20 protein-coding genes are annotated in these 22,232 nt (G+C 25.8%); 5 read left to right on the top strand and 15 right to left on the bottom strand.

Annotation, left to right across the window (positions count from 1 at the left end):
- Nucleotides 1–226: 226 nt before the first annotated feature.
- The 5 genes from ACUN06_RS05470 to ACUN06_RS05450 form a co-directional block, all read right to left on the bottom strand.
- Entirely contained in the window at nt 227–1,327 is a 1,101-nt protein-coding gene (locus ACUN06_RS05470; RefSeq protein ID WP_291733234.1) for a 6-phosphofructokinase, read from the bottom strand.
- Nucleotides 1,328–1,526: 199 nt separating this feature from the next.
- Nucleotides 1,527–3,170: a tetratricopeptide repeat protein gene (locus tag ACUN06_RS05465; RefSeq protein ID WP_449390181.1), complete on the bottom strand. Its 1,644-nt coding sequence runs from the start codon at nt 3,168–3,170 to the stop codon at nt 1,527–1,529.
- A gap of 179 nt (nt 3,171–3,349) precedes the next feature.
- Nucleotides 3,350–4,141, bottom strand: a complete 792-nt coding sequence (locus ACUN06_RS05460) for an ABC transporter permease (protein ID WP_291733228.1) — start codon at nt 4,139–4,141, stop codon at nt 3,350–3,352.
- Nucleotide 4,142: 1 nt separating this feature from the next.
- Complete coding sequence (locus tag ACUN06_RS05455) at nt 4,143–4,901, bottom strand: ABC transporter ATP-binding protein (protein ID WP_449390180.1); 759 nt, start codon at nt 4,899–4,901, stop codon at nt 4,143–4,145.
- 62 nt (nt 4,902–4,963) lie between these two features.
- On the bottom strand, nt 4,964–5,992 hold the full coding sequence (locus tag ACUN06_RS05450) for an ABC transporter substrate-binding protein (RefSeq protein ID WP_449390179.1): 1,029 nt from the start codon (nt 5,990–5,992) through the stop codon (nt 4,964–4,966).
- 222 nt (nt 5,993–6,214) lie between these two features.
- Between ACUN06_RS05450 and ACUN06_RS05445 the strand changes: the two genes are divergently transcribed.
- Both ACUN06_RS05445 and ACUN06_RS05440 read left to right on the top strand, forming a co-directional pair.
- On the top strand, nt 6,215–6,610 hold the full coding sequence (locus ACUN06_RS05445) for a CidA/LrgA family protein (RefSeq protein WP_291735637.1): 396 nt from the start codon (nt 6,215–6,217) through the stop codon (nt 6,608–6,610).
- Between the two features lie 4 nt (nt 6,611–6,614).
- Nucleotides 6,615–7,319, top strand: coding sequence for an LrgB family protein (locus tag ACUN06_RS05440; RefSeq protein WP_291735635.1), 705 nt, complete (start codon nt 6,615–6,617; stop codon nt 7,317–7,319).
- A 122-nt stretch (nt 7,320–7,441) separates the two neighbouring features.
- Here ACUN06_RS05440 and ACUN06_RS05435 read toward each other — a convergent pair whose 3' ends face one another.
- From ACUN06_RS05435 to ACUN06_RS05425, 3 genes are all read right to left on the bottom strand, one after another.
- Nucleotides 7,442–9,625, bottom strand: coding sequence for a DNA topoisomerase (locus tag ACUN06_RS05435; protein WP_449390178.1), 2,184 nt, complete (start codon nt 9,623–9,625; stop codon nt 7,442–7,444).
- Between the two features lie 370 nt (nt 9,626–9,995).
- Nucleotides 9,996–10,556, bottom strand: a complete 561-nt coding sequence (locus ACUN06_RS05430) for a TspO/MBR family protein (protein WP_449390177.1) — start codon at nt 10,554–10,556, stop codon at nt 9,996–9,998.
- A 74-nt stretch (nt 10,557–10,630) separates the two neighbouring features.
- Nucleotides 10,631–11,581, bottom strand: coding sequence for an alpha/beta hydrolase (locus tag ACUN06_RS05425; protein WP_294366981.1), 951 nt, complete (start codon nt 11,579–11,581; stop codon nt 10,631–10,633).
- A 314-nt stretch (nt 11,582–11,895) separates the two neighbouring features.
- Here ACUN06_RS05425 and ACUN06_RS05420 point away from each other — a divergent pair, with 314 nt between their 5' ends.
- From ACUN06_RS05420 to ACUN06_RS05410, 3 genes are read left to right on the top strand one after another with little or no spacing between them, the layout of a single operon-like run.
- Nucleotides 11,896–13,245, top strand: a complete 1,350-nt coding sequence (locus tag ACUN06_RS05420) for a Mur ligase family protein (RefSeq protein WP_291731259.1) — start codon at nt 11,896–11,898, stop codon at nt 13,243–13,245.
- Between the two features lie 15 nt (nt 13,246–13,260).
- On the top strand, nt 13,261–13,992 hold the full coding sequence (locus ACUN06_RS05415) for a type 1 glutamine amidotransferase (protein WP_291731181.1): 732 nt from the start codon (nt 13,261–13,263) through the stop codon (nt 13,990–13,992).
- A gap of 30 nt (nt 13,993–14,022) precedes the next feature.
- On the top strand, nt 14,023–15,303 hold the full coding sequence (locus ACUN06_RS05410) for a D-alanyl-D-alanine carboxypeptidase family protein (protein ID WP_291731182.1): 1,281 nt from the start codon (nt 14,023–14,025) through the stop codon (nt 15,301–15,303).
- Nucleotides 15,304–15,458: 155 nt separating this feature from the next.
- On the opposite strand, the gene ACUN06_RS05405 is transcribed toward ACUN06_RS05410, so the two are convergent.
- The 7 genes from ACUN06_RS05405 to polA form a co-directional block, all read right to left on the bottom strand.
- The gene (locus ACUN06_RS05405; protein WP_294366973.1) at nt 15,459–16,316 is read right to left on the bottom strand and encodes a 50S ribosomal protein L11 methyltransferase; all 858 of its coding nucleotides are present in this window, start codon (nt 16,314–16,316) and stop codon (nt 15,459–15,461) included.
- Between the two features lie 272 nt (nt 16,317–16,588).
- Complete coding sequence (locus ACUN06_RS05400; RefSeq protein ID WP_291731186.1) at nt 16,589–16,924, bottom strand: hypothetical protein; 336 nt, start codon at nt 16,922–16,924, stop codon at nt 16,589–16,591.
- A gap of 9 nt (nt 16,925–16,933) precedes the next feature.
- Complete coding sequence (locus ACUN06_RS05395) at nt 16,934–17,293, bottom strand: YtxH domain-containing protein (protein WP_291731188.1); 360 nt, start codon at nt 17,291–17,293, stop codon at nt 16,934–16,936.
- Nucleotides 17,294–17,383: 90 nt separating this feature from the next.
- Nucleotides 17,384–17,992 carry a flavin reductase family protein gene (locus ACUN06_RS05390; protein WP_449390176.1) on the bottom strand — a complete coding sequence of 203 codons (609 nt, stop codon included), beginning with the start codon at nt 17,990–17,992 and terminating at the stop codon, nt 17,384–17,386.
- A 442-nt stretch (nt 17,993–18,434) separates the two neighbouring features.
- Complete coding sequence (locus tag ACUN06_RS05385) at nt 18,435–18,977, bottom strand: lytic transglycosylase domain-containing protein (protein ID WP_291731192.1); 543 nt, start codon at nt 18,975–18,977, stop codon at nt 18,435–18,437.
- Nucleotides 18,978–19,001: 24 nt separating this feature from the next.
- Nucleotides 19,002–19,598 carry a dephospho-CoA kinase gene (gene coaE / locus ACUN06_RS05380; protein WP_294161076.1) on the bottom strand — a complete coding sequence of 199 codons (597 nt, stop codon included), beginning with the start codon at nt 19,596–19,598 and terminating at the stop codon, nt 19,002–19,004.
- A gap of 9 nt (nt 19,599–19,607) precedes the next feature.
- The gene (polA, locus tag ACUN06_RS05375; protein WP_449390175.1) at nt 19,608–22,217 is read right to left on the bottom strand and encodes a DNA polymerase I; all 2,610 of its coding nucleotides are present in this window, start codon (nt 22,215–22,217) and stop codon (nt 19,608–19,610) included.
- Between the last annotated feature and the right edge of the window lie 15 nt (nt 22,218–22,232).

Genomic DNA, 22,232 nt, shown 5'->3' with positions numbered 1-22,232 from the left:
TACTGATTCAATAAATTTCCTTTACTTTAATATAAGTATATCATATTGTCAGAATATTTTGAAGTATTTACTGTAAATTTTTTGATATCTTCTAAATTTGCATTTACTACTTTATAGTTTATTCACCAAATTTATATAATATAAAATAGTGACAGCTCAAAAGATTATCTTATTAATAAAATTACCCTTTGTATCTGTCACTATTTATATGCTTTATATCCAATTATTATTCTGCAAAAGTAATTCCTATCTTTTTAGCAACTTGTACTAATTCACCTTCTGGATTTACTTTCTTAGTATTTTGTCCTATTACATTTTCTAAAGTATCATTAGTTATAGTATCACCTTTTAAACAAACCATTTGTCCAAATTTTCCTTCAATAATCAATTCCATTGCTGCAACTCCATATCTTGTTGAAAGAATTCTATCATAAGTACAAGTATTTCCCCCTCTTTGTACATGTCCTAAAACAGTACATCTAACTTCATGATCTTTAATTAACTTTTCTAAATCATCAGCTAGTTTATTTCCAATTCCACCAAGTCTTATTGGATCTGGACTATCTGAAACTATTTTAGATACTACCACATCTCCATCTTTAGGTTTTGCTCCTTCTGCAACTACAATTATAGTAAAGTTTCTTCCTTCTGCTTCTCTTTGCCTTACTTTTTCTTCAATTTTTTTAATATCATAAGGTATTTCTGGTAAAAGAATTACATCTGCAGAACCTGCTATACCTGATTCTAATGCTATCCATCCAGCATTTCTTCCCATAACTTCACAAATCATAATTCTATGATGTGACTCTGCTGTTGTATGAAGTCTATCTAATGCCTCTGTTGCTACATCAATTGCTGTATTAAATCCAAATGTAACATCTGTTGATGATAAATCGTTATCAATAGTTTTAGGAACTCCAATTACATTAACTCCCTTTCTAGCAAAATCTCTAGCTGAAGTTAATGTTCCATCTCCACCAATTACTACTAAAACATCAACACCTTCTCTTTTTAAATTTTCATTTGCAACATCAGATACATCTTTCTTTACCATCACACCATTTTCTTCTACAAGGTAATCAAATAAATTATCTTTGTTAGAGCTATAAAGAATTGTACCTCCTCTATGCAATATTCCTGCTACTGAATCTAAATTTAAAGAAACAAAATCATTATTATATAATCCTCTATATCCAAACTTATAACCAATTACTTCAATACCATAATTTAATATTGCAGTCTTTGTTACGGCTCTTATTACAGCATTTAGGCCTGGACAATCTCCACCACCTGTTAATAAAGCTATCTTTTTAATTTTTTGTCCCATTTTTAATTCCTCCCACTCAAATTACTCAAACTATTACCTTCTAAGTACTATTTTCTTAAATTCAATTTTATTATATTTTTTCATAAAATTCAGAACACTTCTTTATAGAATATATTACCATATTTTATAAAAATTAGAAATGATTTTTGAGTATTTATTAAAAAAAATGAGAGATAAATTTTATTATCTCTCATTTGTATTAAAATGCTAATTCTAATCCATTAACATCAATAGTTATATTTTCATTATTAATATATTTATTATATATTTCTTTTATGATGTTATAATTTTTTGTAATTAATTCTTTTGATTCATTATCTAATAAATTACTCATTTCATTATATGCTGATTCAATGTTTGAATATGCTCTCCATATATCTTTATCTACCATAGCATAATAACATGCAGCATTATTTAAAGCTAAAACATCATTTGCATTAATATTATAAGCTTCTTTTATATTTTCAATTGCATTACCATATTTTCCTTCATTATAGTAAATTGTTCCTAATGCCCTATAATATTTACTATTCTTACTTATAGATAAAGCTTTTTTTAAATCTAAAATTGCTTCTTTGCTATTTCCTTGTTCAAATTTTAATAATGCTAAGTCATAATATATTTCTGGATTATCATTGCTTAAATTTAGTGCAAGTTCATAATATCTCTTAGCTAATTCTAAATTATTATTTAAATTTTCTTGTAATTTTGCTACATTCATAATTAAATTGTAATTATATGGCTCATTATATATAGCTGTTCTTATATAACCTTCACCCTTATCACTACTTTTTGTTTTATATAATATATTAGCCATTAAAATATATGAATTTTCATATTTACTATTTCTCAGTATTGCTTCAGTACATAATTCTTTTGCTTTATCATATTGTTCATTATTAAAGTTTTTCCAAGCTTCAACATATGATTCTACATATGAATCCTTATTTAGCTCACTAGTGTTAATGCAAGTATTTATTTCATTTATTACCTTACTATTAAAATCATTAATATTTTTATCAAAAGATTTAATTTCCTCAAGCCAAGCCTTATATGCCTCAACTTTTGGATTTTCTCCTGATAATTCAGTTACTTTTTTTAATAATGAATTTTTATCAAATTCACATACTTCCATTATTACATCATATATCTTTATTTCATTTTTATTTAATTCATATGATAATCTTAAATTATGTAATCCACCTTCATAATCCTTTAACATAAGTTGCATTTTACCTAAAACAGCTAAGTCATATGCATCTTCTAAATCAATTGGATATGTTTTAACTATTTCTTTAGCTAAATCTTTTTTGTCAGTTGCTAAATATACTGCAAACATTGTTTTTAATAACGGTTTATATGTATTATATGTATTTAAATAATATTCTCCTAGCCTTTCAGCTTGTTCAAGATCATTATTCATATAAAAAGTAAATATAACTTTATTAATTAACTCTTTATCTTGCTCTAAGTATTTTTTTCCATCTTCAAGCATTATCTTATCTCTTTTTATTATAGCTTCTTTTAATAAATTATTTGACTTTGTTAAGTTACCTTGAATAGAGTAAATTTCTGCTGTTTTAACAGTCCAAATAGGCCAAGCTTCCTTCTTTTGCATTTCCATATATTCATTTATAGCTTCATCATATTTACCATCATAGTAATATTTCTCTGCTTTATTTTCTGTTATTGTAGTTGTCTTTGCTCCCATTATACTTTGAGTACCAACTAAGACCACGAAAGCAAATAATATAGAAAGACTTAATGTAGTTATTGTTTCAAAATATTTGCCTTTTTTTATTTTTTTATTTTTGCCTAAGGAGTCATTTGTATTCTTTTTCATAATCCCTCCATTTGTTTACTCTTTATTTATAATATATAATTTTAACAAAAAAAGTACTCTTTTTCAAATAATAATTTATTTTTCTACATTATATTCAAATTTATGTAATTAAAAATGGCAAACTTTGATTTATTTTTATTATTTTACTAAAAAAACTTAATTTGCCATTATTGTAAATCTCACTTTTTTTTATTTACAAGCTTATTTTCTAAAATTGCAACTACTTCATACATTATAAATGCAATTACTGATAAAATAACAATACTCATCATAACCATATCTAATTGAGCAATTTGACCTCCATATATTATTAAAAAGCCTAATCCTTCTCTTGCCACCAAGAATTCACCCATTATTACTCCTACCCATGAAAGTCCTACATTTATTTTCAAAGCAGATATAATTACTGGTATTGATGCTGGAAAAACTAAATATCTTAACTTTTGCCATTTATTTGCTTGAAATGTTGTCATCAATAGCATTTTACCTTCATCAACTTCATTAAAACCAGTTAAAACACTTATTATAGTTGTAACAATCGATATTAATAATGCAATTGTAATAATTGCTGGAGTTCCATTCCCAACCCAAAATATAATAATTGGAGCAAGTGCAACCTTTGGCAAAGCATTTAACACTACTAAATAAGGATCTAATACTTTAGATGCTGTCTTAGATGCCCATAATATTATTGCAATAATTACCCCTAAAATAGTTCCTAACATAAATCCAATTATAGTTTCATAACAAGTTACCCATATATGCCTAAATAATGTACCTCCATTAACAAAACTAATTAATGATTTTACTATTCTGCTTGGACTTGATGTTAAAAATGGGTCAATCAATTTTAATTTAGCTGCAACTTCCCAAAGTGCAATAAATATAACCAATATTGCAATTCTTATTATTCCTATTTTCCACTTATTTCTTTTTACCTTTTTTAAATATACTTCATGTTCTTTTTCCATATTAATTATCCAACTCCCCCCATAGTTTTCTAAAATACTCATTATATTCTGATTCTTTTCTTTTATCGAAAGGAGTTTCATCTTTATTTTCAAATTTTATATTTACATCTTCTTTAATTGTTGCTGGTCTATTACTTAAAATTATAACTCTATTAGACATTACTATTGCTTCACCTAAATCATGAGTTACCATTATTGCTGTTTTCTTTTCTCTTTTAATTATTTCATACACATCATCTGTCATCTTTAATCTGCTTTGATAATCTAAAGCAGAAAATGGTTCATCAAGCAATAATATTTCTGGTCTTAATACCAATGTTCTTATTAAAGCTACCCTTTGCCTCATTCCTCCTGACAACTGCTCAGGTTTATGCTCTTCAAATTTATTTAACCCATAACACTTTAATAAGCTTTCTGCATATTTTATGTTTTCTTTTGTATATATCTTTTTAATCTTAAGTCCTAACAATACATTTTCTCTAACTGATAACCAAGGAAATAAATAATCCTTTTGAAACATATATCCCATTTTATCTAAATTATTTTTTATTGATGAATCTGAAAATTTCACTTCTCCACTAGATGGAATTAGTATTCCACTTATTATATTAAGCAAGGTTGACTTTCCACATCCTGAAGGACCTATAATACTTATAAAATCTTCCTTTTCAACCTTAAAACTTATATTTTTTATGGCTTCTGTAGTACCATCTATAGTATGATAGTTCATATTTACATCTTTTACTTCTAAGAGACTCACTTTACCACCACCAATCATTTTATATCTATTTAGTTACTTATTTTTAAAATTTTTATTATTTTCTATTTTATTGCTTGTTTTGCAAATGAATTGTTAACAATAATATTAAAATCAGGTCTTTCAGTAATTAAACTTTCATCATATCCTTGTATAATATCCATTAATTTATTTAATCCATCTTCACTTACTTCAGGTGTTTCTGAATATGCTTCTATATTTTTGTAATTATCAATTACTTTAACTATTACTTCTTTATCTGTTCCTGGAAAAAACGAAATAATTGAATCTGCTACTTCTTCACTTGTATGTTGTTGAACCCATTGTTGTCCCTTATAAATTGCATTAGTAAATTTTTGAATTATATCTGGATTTTCATCCATATAGGATTTAGTTGTATAAAAACAGGTATATGAAATATTTCCTGCTTCATTACCTATTGATGAAACTATATTTCCTGCACCATCTTTTTCAAGCATAGTTGCTGTTGGCTCAAATAATGCAACATAATCTCCAATTCCTGATTTAAAGGCACCTGCTGTAGCTGTAAAATCTACATTAGTAACCATTTTCACATCATTTTCTGGATTTAACCCATTTTGTTTTAATACATATTCTAGAGCCATTTCTGGAATTCCACCTGGTCTTCCACCAATTATTTCTTTACCCTTTAATGATGACCAGTCAAAATTTTCCTCTTCTTCTCTTCCAACTAAAAATGAACCATCCCTTTGTGTAAGTTGTCCAAATACTACTGGATAATCCTCTCTCCCTTGATTGTAAATATAAACAACTTGCTCTGGTCCTGAAAAGCCAATATCCACATTACCGCTTAACAATTGTTGCATAGTTTTATCTGCACCTTGTCCAGTTGATAAGTCTATTGAAAGTCCTTCCTCTTCGAAGAAACCTTCATTTATTGCAACATACATTGGTGCATAAAATACAGATCTTACAACTTCATTTAATCTTATGGTTTTTAAATTTGTACTTTCAGTTCTTTTATCATTTACCTTACTACATCCCATAAAAGTAGAACCTATTATTGCTATTACACTAAATATAGCTGCAATACGCTTAAAGCATTTATTCATATATACTCCTTTTAGATATTTTTTATATTGTTATGATTTATATTATGATTTATAATTATTTTTTGTTAACTAACAGTAATCGTTTTACGCCTTTATTTTTCACATTTCTATTTAATTTTCTAACATAAAATATACTTTTCACCTTCTAGACACAATATTTTTTTGTATTATACTATAAATAGTAGATTTTAAAATTACATAATAATTTAAGGAGGCTTATCTATGAAATTTTTTAGAGAATCTATTTTGATTCTTTCAATTTATTTTGCAGGAGAATTAGTTTCTAAACTACTTCATCTTCCTATCCCTGGAAATATTATAGGAATGATATTACTATTTTTATTATTAACCTCTAACATAGTAAAAGTTGAAAAAGTTGAACCATTAGCTAACTTTTTTTTAGATCATTTAGCCTTTTTCTTTATTCCAGCATCTGTAGGACTAATGACTTCATTTGCTGATTTAAAAAGTAGTTTATTTAAAATCATACTATTATGTATTATAACTACAATAATAGTATTATCAGCTACAGCTTTAACAGTAGAATTTATTTGTAAAAAGAAATCAAAACATGATAATGATGATAATAATGATTTTCTTAATAAAAAGGAGGCTTAATTAAATGGATATAATTTCAAATAATATGTTTTTTGGAATATTTATATCTTTAATTTCATTTGAAATAGGATTATTTATTTATAAAAAAACAAAATTACCCATCTTTAATCCACTTTTAACTGCAACTATATTAATAATTTGCTTTTTAAAAATATTTAATATAGATTTTGATACTTATAATAATGGTGGACAATTTATAAATATTTTTCTTGGACCTGCAACTATAGTTTTAGCTGTGCCACTATATAAAAAACTTAATTTACTTAAAGAAAACTTTTTACCTATATTTTCTGGAATATTAGTTGGAAGCTTAGTTAGTGTATTATCTGTAATTTCTATTGCAACATTTTTGGGATTAGACAATAGTTTAACTGTTTCTCTATTATCTAAAAGTGTAACTACTCCTATTGGTATTGAAATAACTAATTCTCTTGGTGGAAGTTCTTCAATTACTGTTCTTGCTATAGTTTTATCTGGAATAATTGGTGCAATAGTTGGACCTACTGTATTTAAAGTTTTAAAAATTAATAATCCAATTTCAAGGGGTGTATCATTAGGAACTGCTTCTCATGCTGTTGGAACATCAAAAGCATTAGAAATAGGTGAACAAGAAGGTGCTATGAGTTCATTGTCAATAGGTGTAGCCGGAATAGTTACAGTATTTTTAGCACCATTATGTTATTCCTTATTATCAATATTTATAAAATAATAATTTATTTTTCTTAAAAGGGCTATGCACTAAAAGTTAGTACACAGCCCTTTTGCTCAATTAATCTATTCTCTTTTCAAAACAAAATAGCCAGCAACTATATAATTGCTGACTATTATTCTCTAATTTATAAATTCAAATTTCCAACTATAATATCCTGTCTTTTCATCTTTTTCATATCTTAAATATGCAGAAAATAAAGTTCCCTTTTTACTTCTTAAATTTCTAAATCCAACCTTTCCATTTTTAAGAAGCAATTCAACCATTTCCTTAGTTACCATTTTACCTAATGACTCAATGAACTTATCATTTTTCCAAATAGTATATGTGCATCCATTTTTCCAATTAATGCACCCAAATCCCTTTTCACCTTCAATTATTGAATTGCCACATACAGGACATTTTCCTATTTCTTCTACCCCTTCTGGTTTTTCAATCTTAAACTTATGAAGCATAGAATTGTCATTTTTAATTTTTTCTACAGATTGTCTTGTAAAATCATAAATTAAATTTAAAAAATCTTCTTTTTTAAACTTTCCCTTTTCAATATCAGCTAATGTTTTTTCTAACCTTCCTGTATATTCTAAATCCAATAATTCCCTGGCCGGAAATATCTCCACAATAGTTCTACCTAATTCTGTTGTTGTTAAACTTTTTCCCTTTGTTTTAATATATCCTATATCTTTAAGCTTCTTTATTGTTTCTGCTCTAGTTGCTGGTGTGCCTATACTAAACCCGCTTAAAATTACTTGCATCATTTCTTCAGTATTTTTTTCATCATTTTCTTCTTCATCTTTATCATTTTTAAATGATTTTCCGCAAGTCTCCATGACTCTTAAAAGAGTTTTTTCAGTATGATATTTAGGTGGTTTTTTAGTTACCTTATTGACTTTACTATCTACTATATCTAAATTTTCTCCTTTTTCAATCAAAGGTAATATAGTATCTTTAGTTTCTATTTTTTCAACAACTCTCCATCCCTTAATAATCTCTACCTTTCCCTTAGAAATAAATTCACCTTTTAAATGTTCATCATTAACCTTTAATGTAATTTTAGTTTCTTCAAATTCAGCAACTGGCATAAATTGCATTATAAATCTATTTTTTATAGCATTATAAACATATTGTTCTTCTGCACTTAATCCTTTTGGTATTACATATGTAGGAGTAATTGCACTGTGACTTTCAACCTTTGAATTATCAAATACTCTTTTAGATTTAATAAATTTTATTTCTTCTTCATAAGGTAACCCCTTTTTATGAGTTTCTAAAACTTTTTGGGCCTTATCTACTAAACTTTCTTCTAAAACACTACTTGCAGTTCTAGGATATGTTATAAGCTTCTTTTCATATAGTCCTTGAGCAACCTTTAATACCTTATCAGAAGTCCACCCTTTATATTTACTCGTTATATATCCTTGTAAATTAGAAAGATTAAATAGACTTTGTGGATATTCCCTCTTCTTTTCAATTTCTTTATCTATTACTACAGCTTGTTTTTCTTTTAATATTTTAGTTAAATTATCTAAATAATCTTTTTTCTCAAACTTTTCAGATCCATTTTCATAATAAAGGCTTTCAAATTCTATATTATCTTTAGACTTTAAATTAATTAATAATTTAAAATATGATGTTTCCTTAAAGTTTTCAATTTCTTTATCTCTATCATAAATTATCTTTAAAGTTGGCAATAAAACCCGTCCTATGTTAATAGTCTTTTTTTCACTTGCTCCATACCTTAAAGTTGCAACTGATGTTAAATTAATACCTATAGTCCAATCTGCCAATTGTCTTCCTATTCCTGCATCTTGAAGTGGCTTCATATCACTATTTGGTTTTAAATTAGCCATTCCCTTTTTTACTTCATCCTCAGTCCATTCATTAAGAAGAAGCCTGTAAATAGGCTTCTTTATATCATAATGAATAAATAACTCATCTGAAATAACTTGACCTTCCCTGTCAAAGTCAGTTGCAGAAATAACCCCATCAACATCATCTCTATCAATTAAGCTCTTAATAATATTTATTTGCTTTTCTGCACCCTTATCAACAACTTCTCTATTGCTACTATCACATTTTATTTTGTACTTAAAATCTTCTGGAATAAATGGAAACTTTTCCATTCTCCATCCCTTCATATTTTCATCATAATCCTTTGCATCATATAATTGAAGCAAATGACCAAATGCCCAAGTTACTAAATAATCGTCGCCTTCATAAAATCCATCTCTTCTAGTTTTTATTTTATATGCATCTGCTATATTTTTAGCAACTGATGGTTTTTCTGCTATTATTACTTTTTTCAAAATACTCTTCTGCTACTCAAAATATACCAATATCAAGATTTTTCCTTAAAGATACGTGTATTACATAGTTTATTTTATAGATAAAATCTATTTACAATTCTTAACTCATAAAACATTGTATTTATTAAGATATTTTGTCTAGTAGCTTCCCCTTTCTTTTTTTATTTCTTAATTTTAAACTTTCATACTTTATATTAAATATATAATTTATACTCTTATATAAGTTACTATATTTTTATTACTAGTTGTAAATATTTAAATACATATAATAAATAAATCTAAGCTCCAAACAAAGTCAAAACTCTACTTGAAGCTTAATAATTCTTTTTATATTTTATCTTATTTAATTTTATAATTCAAATTTAATTAATTACATTTCATTAAACATCCAAATATAAAATGTTAAGTATGTTGCAAATACTGTCCATAAAATATAAGGAATCATTAATATTCCTGCTATTTTATCAGTCTTAAAAAATTTAATAACAGTTATAATTATAAAAATTAGCAAAATAATAATTAATATAAATGAAATTCCATATAATCTAAAATTAAAAAATATAATTGACCATAAAAAATTTATAAGTAATTGTACTAAGTAATTAAAATAACTATTATAGTCATTTTTTCCTTGCTTATTATTCATATATATTCTATAAGCTGCAAGGCCCATCATTATATACAAAATAGTCCATACTATAGAAAATACAAAAGCAGGAGGTGTTATTATACTTTTTTTTAACGAACCATATGTACTCATTGAATCTTTAGTTATTAAGGAAATTATTATTCCCCCTACTAAAGGTATTGCAAGATTTTTTAATAATCCTATTAACTCAAATCTTCCATTAACACAAAATATTTTTTTAAATATATTATTTCTTTTATTAACTTTCTTTTTCCCATCATTAACTTTATTTTTCTTACTCATAATCATCACCTCTTTAATTTACTATTAAAATATATGTTACTTAAAGGTAAATAATGTTTATGAGTGTTTAAATTCTATACCATTACTTTGCTTTCTTTTTTAAGAATTTCATTACACCATTTTAATATATCTTCAATTACCTCATCCTTATTGCTTTCATTTAACATTTCATGTCTTCCATCTTTATATAATTTATATCTTAAGTTTTCTATACCTAAATCTTTATAACATTCATATAATCTTATTATACCTTTACCAAAATCTCCTACTGGATCCTTATCGCCAGCAAAAATTAATACTGGTAAATCCTTAGGTATTAATTTTAAATTTTCCTTTTCATTAATTTTCCATAATCCTCTTATTAAATCATAGTAATATGATGTTGTACATACAAATCCACATTGAGGATCTGCTATATATTTATCAACTTCTTCATCTACTGAACATAACCAATCATAATCAGTTCTATTTGGCTTAAAATTAGAATTAAAATCACCAAATGATAACTTATCCATAACCTTACTTTTAGCTTTTCTTCCTCTTAAAATCATTTCATCTCTTGAAATTATTATTCCAAGTTTTGTTATAGGATCAGGTCTTCCATTTGTTCCTGATAAAATTACTCCATCAATTTTATCACCATATAATTCAATATATCTTTGACTTACAAATGACCCCATACTATGCCCAAATAATATTAATGGTAATTCTTCATTTTCTTTTTTTATTATATCACTTAATTCTTTAACATCTTCTACAAGTAAATCAAAGCCTTCTTTGTCAGCTATATACCCCCTCTCTTCCTCACTCTTTGATGTTTCTCCATGTCCTCTATGATCATGAGCATATACAATAAATCCATTTTCAGAAAACTTCTTAGCAACGTAATCATATCTACATGCATATTCAGTCATTCCATGAGATATTTGAATTACTCCCTTTGCTTCTCCTTCTGATTCCCATTTGTAACATTTTATTTCTTTCCCTTCTTTATCTATAAATGAAAATTTTTTCAAGTCGCCCATCTCCTCTTTAGTTTTTAATTTAAGATTTTACTTTAATTATGTTACTCACCTTATCTACTGTCAATATAATATAAATCATATTAAATATTTATTCATATTTGTAGCATATTTTTATTTATATATTTTTTTAATTAAATTTAATTTTACTAACAACTTTCATTTGTTAAAATGCAAGTTTATGTTATACTATTTTTAGTATTGATGTAATATTAAAAATAATATTATATAATTTAAGCTATAAGTCTATTTTTATGTTATTATAGTTTAATATTTTACTAATAATGAAATAAATTGTTTTTAGGTGGTGAAAAAAAATTAATATTAAGTCAATTCTCAGTATATTAGCAACAAAATTTACATTATTTCTTACTAAAACCATTTTAAAAGGGGGTACTACTTTCCCTGGAAGAGTTGCATTAAAATTAGATAAAAATATTTTATCTACTGTTTCTAAGGGATATAAAGTAATACTTGTCACAGGAACTAATGGTAAGACTACTACTACAAGCATGATTTATAATATCATTAAAGAAAAAGGCTATTCAGTAATAACTAATAATACTGGTGCAAATCTTTTTCCAGGAATAGTTACTACCTTTGTAGAAAACTATAAGTTTTTTAACAAAGCTAAAGATAAATATGCTGTTATTGAAGTAGATGAAGCAAATTTAAAATTTATAACAAAATACCTTACTCCTGAAATAATTACTGTAACAAACTTATTTAGAGATCAATTAGATAGATATGGTGAAGTTTATACTACATTATCTAAAATTTTAGAAGGTATAACTCTTGTTCCAACAAGTAAGTTAATTTTAAATGGTGATGAATCATTACTTGGTAAGCTTGATGTAAAAAATCCATTAGTTTTTTATGGTTTTAAAACACCAATAAATGAAAATAAAACTATTGATGTTAATGCAGATTCGAAGTTCTGTAAATTCTGTAAGACACCTTACAGCTATAACTTTGTTACATATAATCATTTAGGAGATTATTACTGTACAGGCTGTGGATATAAACGTCCTACTCTAAAATATGGTGTAGATGAAATAGTAGAATTAACAGCAGAAAGCTCTACTGTTAAATTTGGAGATACTAAAATATTTTTAGGTCAATCTGGTGTATATAATATTTATAATGCTCTTTGTGCTTATTCAATAACTAAAGAACTTAATATTGATGACTCTTGTATAAAAAAATCTTTAGAAAGTCAAAGTTCTAGCTTTGGAAGACAAGAAATAATAAATATCGATGATAAAGAAGCAAAAATAATATTAGTTAAAAATCCAGCAGGCTATAATCAAGCTTTAGATACACTTTGCTTAAATAAAGAACCATTTTCTTGTGCATTCTTATTAAATGACAATTATGCAGATGGAAGAGATGTTTCTTGGATTTGGGATGTTAATTTTGAAAATTTAAATAATGTAAAATTAGATGAAGTATATGTATCTGGTCTTAGAACTTTTGATATGGCTGTAAGATTAAAAACTGCAGGTATTTCACCTTCTAAATTTGTTATTGAAGAAGAATATGAAAATTTAACTAATCAAATTAAAAATGGTAAAAACAAAAAGATATATATCCTTGCAACTTATACAGCAATGATAAATTATAGAAAATACTTACATTCTAAAGGATATATTAAAAATCTTTGGTAGTATAAGGAGGCTATTATGGAATTAAATATTTGTCACCTTTATCCCGATTTATTAAATGTATATGGTGATGTTGGAAATATATTAATTTTAAAGCACAGAGCTGAAAATCGTGGGATTAAAGTTAATGTAATTAACGTTTCAATTAATGATGAATTTAATGCAGATGACTATGATATAGTGTTTTTTGGTGGTGGCCAAGATTATGAACAATCAATAGTTTCTAATGATTTAATGACTAATAAAAAAGATGAATTATCACGTTATATTAATAATGGTAAAGTTTTAATTGCAATTTGTGGTGGTTATCAATTATTAGGTAAATATTACACTGCTCCTAATGGAGAAAAAATTCAAGGATTAGGAATATTAGATATTTATACTGAAGCTGGTAATACTAGATTTATAGGTGATACTATAATTTACAATGAAGATTTTAATGAAACCTATGTTGGATTTGAAAATCACTCAGGAAGAACTTATTTAAATGGATTAAAACCACTTGGTAAATGCATACATGGATATGGAAATAATGGCTCTGATGGTTATGAAGGATGTATTTATAAAAATACTTACTGCACATACTTCCATGGATCTTTACTTGCTAAAAATCCTGAACTTGCTGATAGATTTATTAAAACTGCTTTAGAAATTAAATATTCTGAAGTAGCTTTAGAAAAGCTTGATGATTCATTAGAATTAAAAGCAAAAGAAGTAATGATTAACAGATTAAATAATAATCAAAAATAATATTAACTTAGAAAGAGGATGGGGAGATTTATGTCAAGAAAATTTTTAAAATCAGTTGCCTTAACGCTGTGTTTATCCGTAGCAGTACCTTTATTTAATACTATTAATGCTTTTGCAGCAACTCAACCAAGTATAATGGGTGAATCTGCTATAACTATGGATTTAGATACTGGTGAAATTATTTACTCAAAAAATGCTGATGAAAAACGTTCACCAGCTAGTACAACTAAACTTTTAACATCATTATTATTTGCAGAAAATAAAAGTAAATCTGATTCAATTCCTTATAGTGCTAACTCAGCTGCTTTAAAAGAAACAACTTTAAATAATTTTATTGGTAATACTGCAAAACCTGGTGATACTTTAACTGCTAATGAAGTTATGGATGCAGTTATGGTTTATTCAGCAAATGATGCTGCTATTATGATGGCTGAATCTGTTTCTGGATCTGTTGATTCATTTGTTAAATTAATGAATCAAAGAGCTAAAGATCTTGGTGCAGAAAATACAAACTTTGTTAATCCAAATGGATTAGAAACTGATCCTAATAATCATAATGTTACTACTGCTTATGATTTAGCTCTTATTGCTAAAGCAGCTTATGCTAATGATTGGGTAAGAGAATCTATGGGTCTTGCAAAAACTTCTGTTACTTTAGATGGTAAAATAATTTATATAGAAACTAGGGATAAATTATTAGGTATTGATGGTAATGTTGGTGGAAAAACTGGTAATGAAACTAAAGCTGGTCATTGCTTTGTTGGTTATTACAATAGAAATGGAAGAAATTTAATTACTGTTGTTTTAGGTTCTTTATACGGTGCAGATGGAATGAATGTATTTAATGATACTCAATCAATAGCTGATTATAGCTATTCTGCTGAAAAAACACAATATAAAGCTGCTGGTACTGAAGTTTCAAGTGTTGAATTAAATTATAAATTATTTAGGTTTTTTGGTCCAACAAAAACTATAACAGCACCTGTTGTTTTAGACCAAGATATAAATTATTATAAAAATGATTATAATGATACTCATTCAACTTTAAAAGTTCCTTCTAATGAACTAAATGCATGGAAAGTTGCTTCTAACAATACTGTTAATTTAGTTTATACTTCTGGTTCTTATAGCGAAACTTTAAAAGGTTCTATTACATTAAGTACAGGGCAATTACTAAAAGCTAATATTGGTATTTATGTTCTTAGTCTATTAATAATAGTTTTAATTGTGGTTTTAATTATTGTTATAATTAAATTAATGATGAATTCTAAGAGACGTAAAAAAAACAGAAGAAGATATTCAAGATATTAATTAAATTTGGCAACAAGTACTTAACTCAACAAGAGTTATAATTTTCTAAACTTAAGGCTACATTATATTGAATTTGTAAATTCAAATATAATGTAGCCTATTTATATTTTTATTTAATTAATTTTTAAATAGAAAAATTATTTCTTAGGTAATTACTAACTAAATACCGCTGTTACCCATTCATTAGTTTGATGTTTACTTTGAAGTTTAAATCCATAACTTTCTACATTTTCTTTAACTTCATCAAAACTCCATTCAACAAGTCCTGAAACTAATAAATCTCCATTCTCATTTAAATGATTCTTTATGTACTCCATAAACATTTTAGTTTCTTCCCCACCAATATTTATGAATATCCAATCAAAATTTTCTTTAATTAAAGTTTTATCTTCTAATATATTACCTACTACAGCTTCTATATTGGTTAAATTATTTAATGATGCATTTAACATCACTTCGTCTTCGACATCTCTTATATCAACAGCTACAACACTTTTTGCACCTGAAATAGATGCAGCAATTGAAAGAATTCCTGATCCTGTTCCAATATCTAAAACAGTTTTATTTTTTAAATTTAAATCATTTAAAATTAATTTTAATATATCTTGAGTTGTTTCATGAAGTCCTGTTCCAAAAGCTCCTTGAGAAATAAAATTAATTTTTGTTTTTCCTTCAAACTCTGCATCTGGACTAGCTATAACATACTTATCATCTAAATTAATTGCTGGAAAATCATATATAGTGTAATCATAATTATTTTCTTCTACACTTATATAATCCATTTCTAATATATTTTTTAATTTTTCTTTAAATTCTTCTAATCCCTCCTCTTCTTCAAAGGCAACCTTTAAGACTATTTCTTCATCTTCTCTTTCTATATATCCATATCCATAATCATCCGTTGTTATTTCCAATGGATTTTCATAAAAAACATTATAAACATCGTTTATTGCAAGTTTTTCTATAGTTGAATCTAACTTCTCATAAGGAAGCTTATATGATATAATGAACATTTTTATCCCTCTTTTCTATAATATATTTTTTAATTTGCATAAATATGGTAAAATTATAACTATAATTTAAAAAATATTTTCTTCTTTACATTTTATTTTAACTATTTAAAGTTTTCAATAAAAAACTATATATATCTAATTAACTTTATATATTATTTAATATTAAATTAAATATATTTAATATTCATCAATCAGCTATATTTCGAAAATAAAGTTTTAAATAAAAAACTTATCCATTCTTATACATACAAAAAAAGAGTCTAAAGACTCTTTTATTTAATGAAAACTGATTTTATTATTTTAAATATTTCTTTTACCATATCATAATTGTTAATAATATTTTCTTTAGTTACAATTGCATCTGCAGTAAAATCTGTAGCAACTTCACTTATATCTTTAATATTATCAGTTATTTCAACCATATTCTTACTTACAACAGGTAATTTATCACATGTATATTCAATATTTTTCTTATTATTTTCTAATATTTCTAAAACATTACTTATTGTTTTATTTAATTTAAGTAAAAATATAATACCTAATACTAGTATACATATTAATAATACAAATATTATTCCCATAAAAAGATTATTTAGGCTAATATACATTTCTTCACCTTATATATTACTTTCAACAGTTTCTTCAGTTGAAACTTCTTCTGTTAAAGCTTGTTCATTTTCTACTTCTTCTGAAGTAACAGCTTCTTTATCTTTTCTATCCTTTAAATAATTCTTTATTTTGCTTTTAGCTTCTTTTACATTATTTTTTAAATTTTCTGATTGCTCTATAGTTTTTGCTTTTGCATTATTTACTTTTTCTTTTATATCATCTCTAGTATCTTTTCCAGATTTAGGTGCTAATAATATTCCAGATAAAGCACCAATACCACCACCAACTACTGTTGATAGCACTGCAGCTTTAACTATTTTTTTTCTTTTTTCTTTTCTTTTCTTTTCAATTAAATTATATAAAGCCATTAATAACTCCTCCATTTTTTTAGTTTTTTACTATCTTTCGACTAATTATACCATATTTTTATCTAAACTTCTATTTTTTTTGTAGTTTTTTTAATTGTCTTTTATTTTTTGCATTTTTTCCTTTTCTACTTTCTGTTTTTTACGTATAGAATATCCAAATGATCCAAGTGGTTTTGAATCTAAACCAAAATACTCTCCATGTGAATATGCAATTAAATTGGCTTTTTCAAAATGTATTTTACCCTTTTCGTCCAATAAATTTTCATTAACCTTAACATTTATTACATCTAATAAAAACATATCATGAGTACCTAATGGAGTTATTGATTTTAATTTACACTCTAACGCAACTGGCGAAACTTCTAAAGATGGTGTATCTATAGCAACACCAGAATTTAACTTTAATCCTAATTTAGATATTTTATCTTCTCTTTTACCACTTACAACTCCACAATAATCTGTTATCTTAACCATATCCCTAGTTGTAAGATTAATTACACATTCTTCACTTTCTTTTATGTATTCATATGATAATCTTTCTGGTCTTATTCCTACCGCTATCACAGGAGGTTTTGTGCAAACAGTACTTACCCATCCTATAGTAAATACATTTGTTTTTCCTTCTTTATTAATGCTTGTCACTAATACTACAGGTGTAGGATTTAACATAACACTACCCTTAAAATTAATCTTATTCATATTTAAAATTCTCCTAAAAAAATACTATATTTAATTTAAACTTTAATATTATTATCTACTTTATTATAAAAATTTTTACACTTTAAATTTTATTAAAATAAACTATTACTAATTTAAATAATATCTAAATTTCAACTTTTACTTACATAAAATTCACACCTTTTGAAATTTTTCTAAACGATTATAACATAGTTTTCTATAAATTGCGAAATAAATTAGCTTTAGTTAGTATTTTTTAGTTAGTAATTTTGGATGGGGCTGTCACACTAAAACTTTTATACACAATATATTGTTTTAAAAAATAAAAATTAATACGATATATTATAGTATTTATTCTTAATTCGACATCCCCTTTAAATATATTTTTCTAAAATTCAGCCTAAGCTGAATTTTCACCTCAACTCTTAACTCCTAACTAAAAAAAGAAGCCTTTGGCTTCTTTTTACTCATAAAGAAATTTATAAATATTATATCTAGTATTAACTTTATCAACATACTTTTTGGTTTCCTTGAAAGGAATATATGTTAAGTTTTCTCCATCACTAGAATATTCTGGATTGTTAAGCCACTTAGTTACATTTCCACTACCACCATTATATGCCGCTAATGCTAAACTTAAATCATTAAATTCAATCAATAAATTATTTATATACCAACATCCAAATTTAATATTTATTTCTGGATCAAATAACATTTCAACTTTAAAATTATCAACCTCTAATTTACTTGCAATCCATTCTCCTGTAGAATCCATTATTTGCATTAATCCTTTTGCACCTTTATTTGATTCAACATTCTCATTAAAGTTACTTTCTGTTTTAATAACTGCTAAAACTAAATATGGATCCAAATCATATTGGGCGCTATATTGTTTTACTAAGCTATGATACTTTTGTGGATAAATATATTTTTTTATCACACTTTTTCCTTCAGCTAAAAGTAAAATTAAAACAATTAACCAAATAATAATTTTTTTAAACTTCATTCCCTCTCCCTACTTTGAAATAGATTAAATAGACTTTATAAATTCAATTAATAAATCAACTTGTTCTTTAGTTTTTGCTAGTGTATCATTATTTTCAATAACTATATTTGCAAAATCCTTTTTTCTATCTAAAGGCATTTGTGAATTAATTCTGTTAATTGCATCTTCCCTCATTAAAGAATCTCTTGATCTTACCCTTTGAATTTGTGTATTATTATCTACCCAAACTAAGATAACATAATCCATATCTTTATGCAAATCATTCTCTATTAATGTAGGTGCATCTAAAATAACAATTTTTGTTTTATTTTCTTCTAGTTTATTTAAGGTATCCTTTATTTCATTTTTTATATATGGAAGTATAATTTCCTCATACTTTTTTCTTTGCTTTGGAAATCTAAAAATATGATTACCAAATTCCTTTCTACGGAATTCTCCTCTCCAATCAAAAAAACCTGAACCAAACTCAATTTTTACTTTTTCTAAAATCTCTGGATATTTTACAAGTACTTCCTTAGCTATTACATCTGCATCAACAACTTCAAATCCAGCTTCTTTCAGCATAAATGATACTGTACTTTTTCCTGACCCTATTCCTCCAGTTAATCCTATTTTTATCATTTTTACCCCCTATTTTACATCATACCATGTATTTCCTATATTTGTATCTACCTCTAATGCTACTGACATATTTAATACATTTTCCATTTCTTCTTTTACAAGTGATTTAACAATTTCAAGTTCATCATGCTTAACATTTAAAATAAGTTCATCGTGTACTTGAAGAATCATTTCACTTTGTAAATTTTCTCTTTTTATTCTATTATACACCTTAACCATTGCAAGCTTTATAATATCTGCAGCACTTCCTTGAATTGGAGCATTCATTGCTAATCTTTCTCCAAGGGCTTTTACAATTTTATTTGATGATTTTATTTCTGGAATAAATCTTCTTCTATTTAATACTGTTAAAACGTATCCCTTTTCTTTTGCTTCTTCCTTAACACTTTCTAAATATCCTTTAATTTTAGGATATCTATCAAAGTAAATCTCCATATATTCAGAAGCTTCCTTTTTAGTTATCTTTAAATCCTGTGAAAGACTAAAATCACTAATTCCATAAACTATTCCAAAGTTAACTGCCTTTGCCCTACTTCTCATAAGAGGCGTAACTTCATCTATAGGCACCTTAAACACTTCTGATGCAGTTTTAGTATGAATATCACTATGATTATTAAAAGCATCTATCATATTTTTATCATCTGACATATGTGCAAGAACTCTAAGCTCTATTTGAGAATAGTCACAAGATAATAATACATCAGTAGATTCCTTTGGTATAAATACCTTTCTTATTTCTCTACCCATTTCATACTTTACAGGTATATTTTGAAGATTTGGTTCTGTACTTGATAACCTTCCTGTTGTTGTAACAGTTTGATTAAAACTTGAATGAATAGCTCCATCTTCATCTATAACATTTTTTAATCCTTCAACATATGTTGAATTTAACTTAGTTATTTGTCTATAATAAATAATTTTTCCTATTACAGGATGCTTATCATTAAGTTTTTCTAAAACTTCTACATTAGTTGAATATCCTGTCTTAGTCTTTTTTACTACTGGTAAATCTAACTTTTCAAAAAGAATTTTTCCTAATTGTTTTGGTGAACTTATATTAAATTCTTCTTCGCAAAGTTCATAAATTTCTTTTTCCGTTTTGGAAATTTCCTCCTTAAACTTTGTTTCAAGTTCATCTAATTTAGCTCTATTTACCTTAAATCCTATAGCTTCCATATTTGATAAAATAGCTATTAATGGATGTTCAACTTCATAATAAAGCTCATTCATACCTTCTTTATCAATTCTAGCCTTTAAATATTTATAAAGTTCCTTCATGCTTGACACGGCATTACAAATTAATTCATCACCTTCGCCCTTTACTTCCTTCATTAAATATTCGTTAATTAATGATTCTAATGGATAGTTTGATTTAGAAGAATCTATTAAATAAGCTGCTACTACTGTATCAAATATAAATCCACTTATTTCTATATTATACTTAGTTAATATAGTTATTAAATTTTTTCCATCTTGAATAACTTTAGCTATTTTATCATTTTCCATAAACTCTTTAAGTGTATTAATTGCTTCATTTGTATTTTCCATACTTATTAATTTAAAGTCTACTAAACTTACCTTTTCACCATAAGTTATATATAATTTATCTAATTCAATTTTAGAATATAAATTTGAATTTGAAGTACTATATGAGATAAAAGCTATATCTTCTTTTTTAGTTAATACCTCTTTAAAAACTTCAATTGTATTTACTTCATTTATTTCTAATTTTACAATATCATCTTCCTCTAAATCTTCTCCTGGAAGCTTTGCTAATAATGATTTCATTCCTAGTTTTAAAAATAACTTTTTAAGTTCATCTCTATTATAATTTTCTTGACTTTTTATATCTTCTAAATCAAAATCTATTGGAACTTCTGTCATAATAGTAGCTAACTTTTTACTAAAAATCGCTTGTTCACTATAAGTTTCTAAGTTTTCCTTAAGTTTTTTACCACTAATTTCATTTATATTTGAAAGAACACCTTCCATTGATCCATAAGTAGCTATTAACTTAAATGCAGTTTTTTCTCCTACCCCTGGTACTCCTGGAATATTATCTGATTTATCACCCATAAGACCTTTAACATCTATATATTGAGTTGGTGTAATTCCAAATTCCTCAATAAATGATTCTTTATTATAAATAGCAGTTTCACTTACTCCTTTTTTAGTAATAACAACTTTAATATTATCACTTGCAAGTTGTAGAGCATCTCTATCTCCTGTAACTATAAACACTTCAATCCCATTTTTTTCTGCAAATTGAGCTAAAGTACCAATTATATCATCTGCTTCAAATCCATCTATTTCATATATATTAACTGATAATAAATTAAGTACTTCTTTTATAATAGGAAATTGCTCTCCCAATTCTGGAGGCATTTTTTTTCTACCAGCTTTATAATCTTCATATTCTTTGTGTCTAAAAGTAGGTGCTTTTCTATCAAATGCTGCTACTATGTAATCTGGTTTTATTTCTTCTTTCATTTTAAATAGCATATTGGTAAAACCATAAACTGCATTTGTATGTATTCCTTCATTATTTGTTAATGGTGGTATTGCATAAAATGCTCTATTTAATAAACTATTTGAATCTAAAATCAGTAATCTTTCCATTTTTCCCTCCAGTAA

Source organism: Clostridium sp. ETTB3 (assembly GCF_053571985.1).
This window is presented reverse-complemented; position numbering and strand designations above follow the sequence as displayed.

Bases quoted from the DNA above. Each gene is read 5' to 3' on its own strand.
- ACUN06_RS05450 (WP_449390179.1), bottom strand. From the start codon at position 5,992: ATGAATAAATGCTTTAAGCGTATTGCAGCTATATTTAGTGTAATAGCA.
- ACUN06_RS05395 (WP_291731188.1), bottom strand. From the start codon at position 17,293: ATGGCTTTATATAATTTAATTGAAAAGAAAAGAAAAGAAAAAAGAAAA.
- polA (WP_449390175.1), bottom strand. From the start codon at position 22,217: ATGGAAAGATTACTGATTTTAGATTCAAATAGTTTATTAAATAGAGCA.
- ACUN06_RS05390 (WP_449390176.1), bottom strand. From the start codon at position 17,992: ATGAATAAGATTAATTTTAAGGGTAGTGTTATGTTAAATCCTACACCT.
- ACUN06_RS05470 (WP_291733234.1), bottom strand. From the start codon at position 1,327: ATGGGACAAAAAATTAAAAAGATAGCTTTATTAACAGGTGGTGGAGAT.
- ACUN06_RS05405 (WP_294366973.1), bottom strand. From the start codon at position 16,316: ATGTTCATTATATCATATAAGCTTCCTTATGAGAAGTTAGATTCAACT.
- ACUN06_RS05460 (WP_291733228.1), bottom strand. From the start codon at position 4,141: ATGGAAAAAGAACATGAAGTATATTTAAAAAAGGTAAAAAGAAATAAG.
- ACUN06_RS05430 (WP_449390177.1), bottom strand. From the start codon at position 10,556: ATGAGTAAGAAAAATAAAGTTAATGATGGGAAAAAGAAAGTTAATAAA.
- ACUN06_RS05445 (WP_291735637.1), top strand. From the start codon at position 6,215: ATGAAATTTTTTAGAGAATCTATTTTGATTCTTTCAATTTATTTTGCA.
- ACUN06_RS05465 (WP_449390181.1), bottom strand. From the start codon at position 3,170: ATGAAAAAGAATACAAATGACTCCTTAGGCAAAAATAAAAAAATAAAA.
- ACUN06_RS05415 (WP_291731181.1), top strand. From the start codon at position 13,261: ATGGAATTAAATATTTGTCACCTTTATCCCGATTTATTAAATGTATAT.
- ACUN06_RS05410 (WP_291731182.1), top strand. From the start codon at position 14,023: ATGTCAAGAAAATTTTTAAAATCAGTTGCCTTAACGCTGTGTTTATCC.
- ACUN06_RS05440 (WP_291735635.1), top strand. From the start codon at position 6,615: ATGGATATAATTTCAAATAATATGTTTTTTGGAATATTTATATCTTTA.
- ACUN06_RS05385 (WP_291731192.1), bottom strand. From the start codon at position 18,977: ATGAAGTTTAAAAAAATTATTATTTGGTTAATTGTTTTAATTTTACTT.
- ACUN06_RS05425 (WP_294366981.1), bottom strand. From the start codon at position 11,581: ATGGGCGACTTGAAAAAATTTTCATTTATAGATAAAGAAGGGAAAGAA.
- coaE (WP_294161076.1), bottom strand. From the start codon at position 19,598: ATGATAAAAATAGGATTAACTGGAGGAATAGGGTCAGGAAAAAGTACA.
- ACUN06_RS05400 (WP_291731186.1), bottom strand. From the start codon at position 16,924: ATGTATATTAGCCTAAATAATCTTTTTATGGGAATAATATTTGTATTA.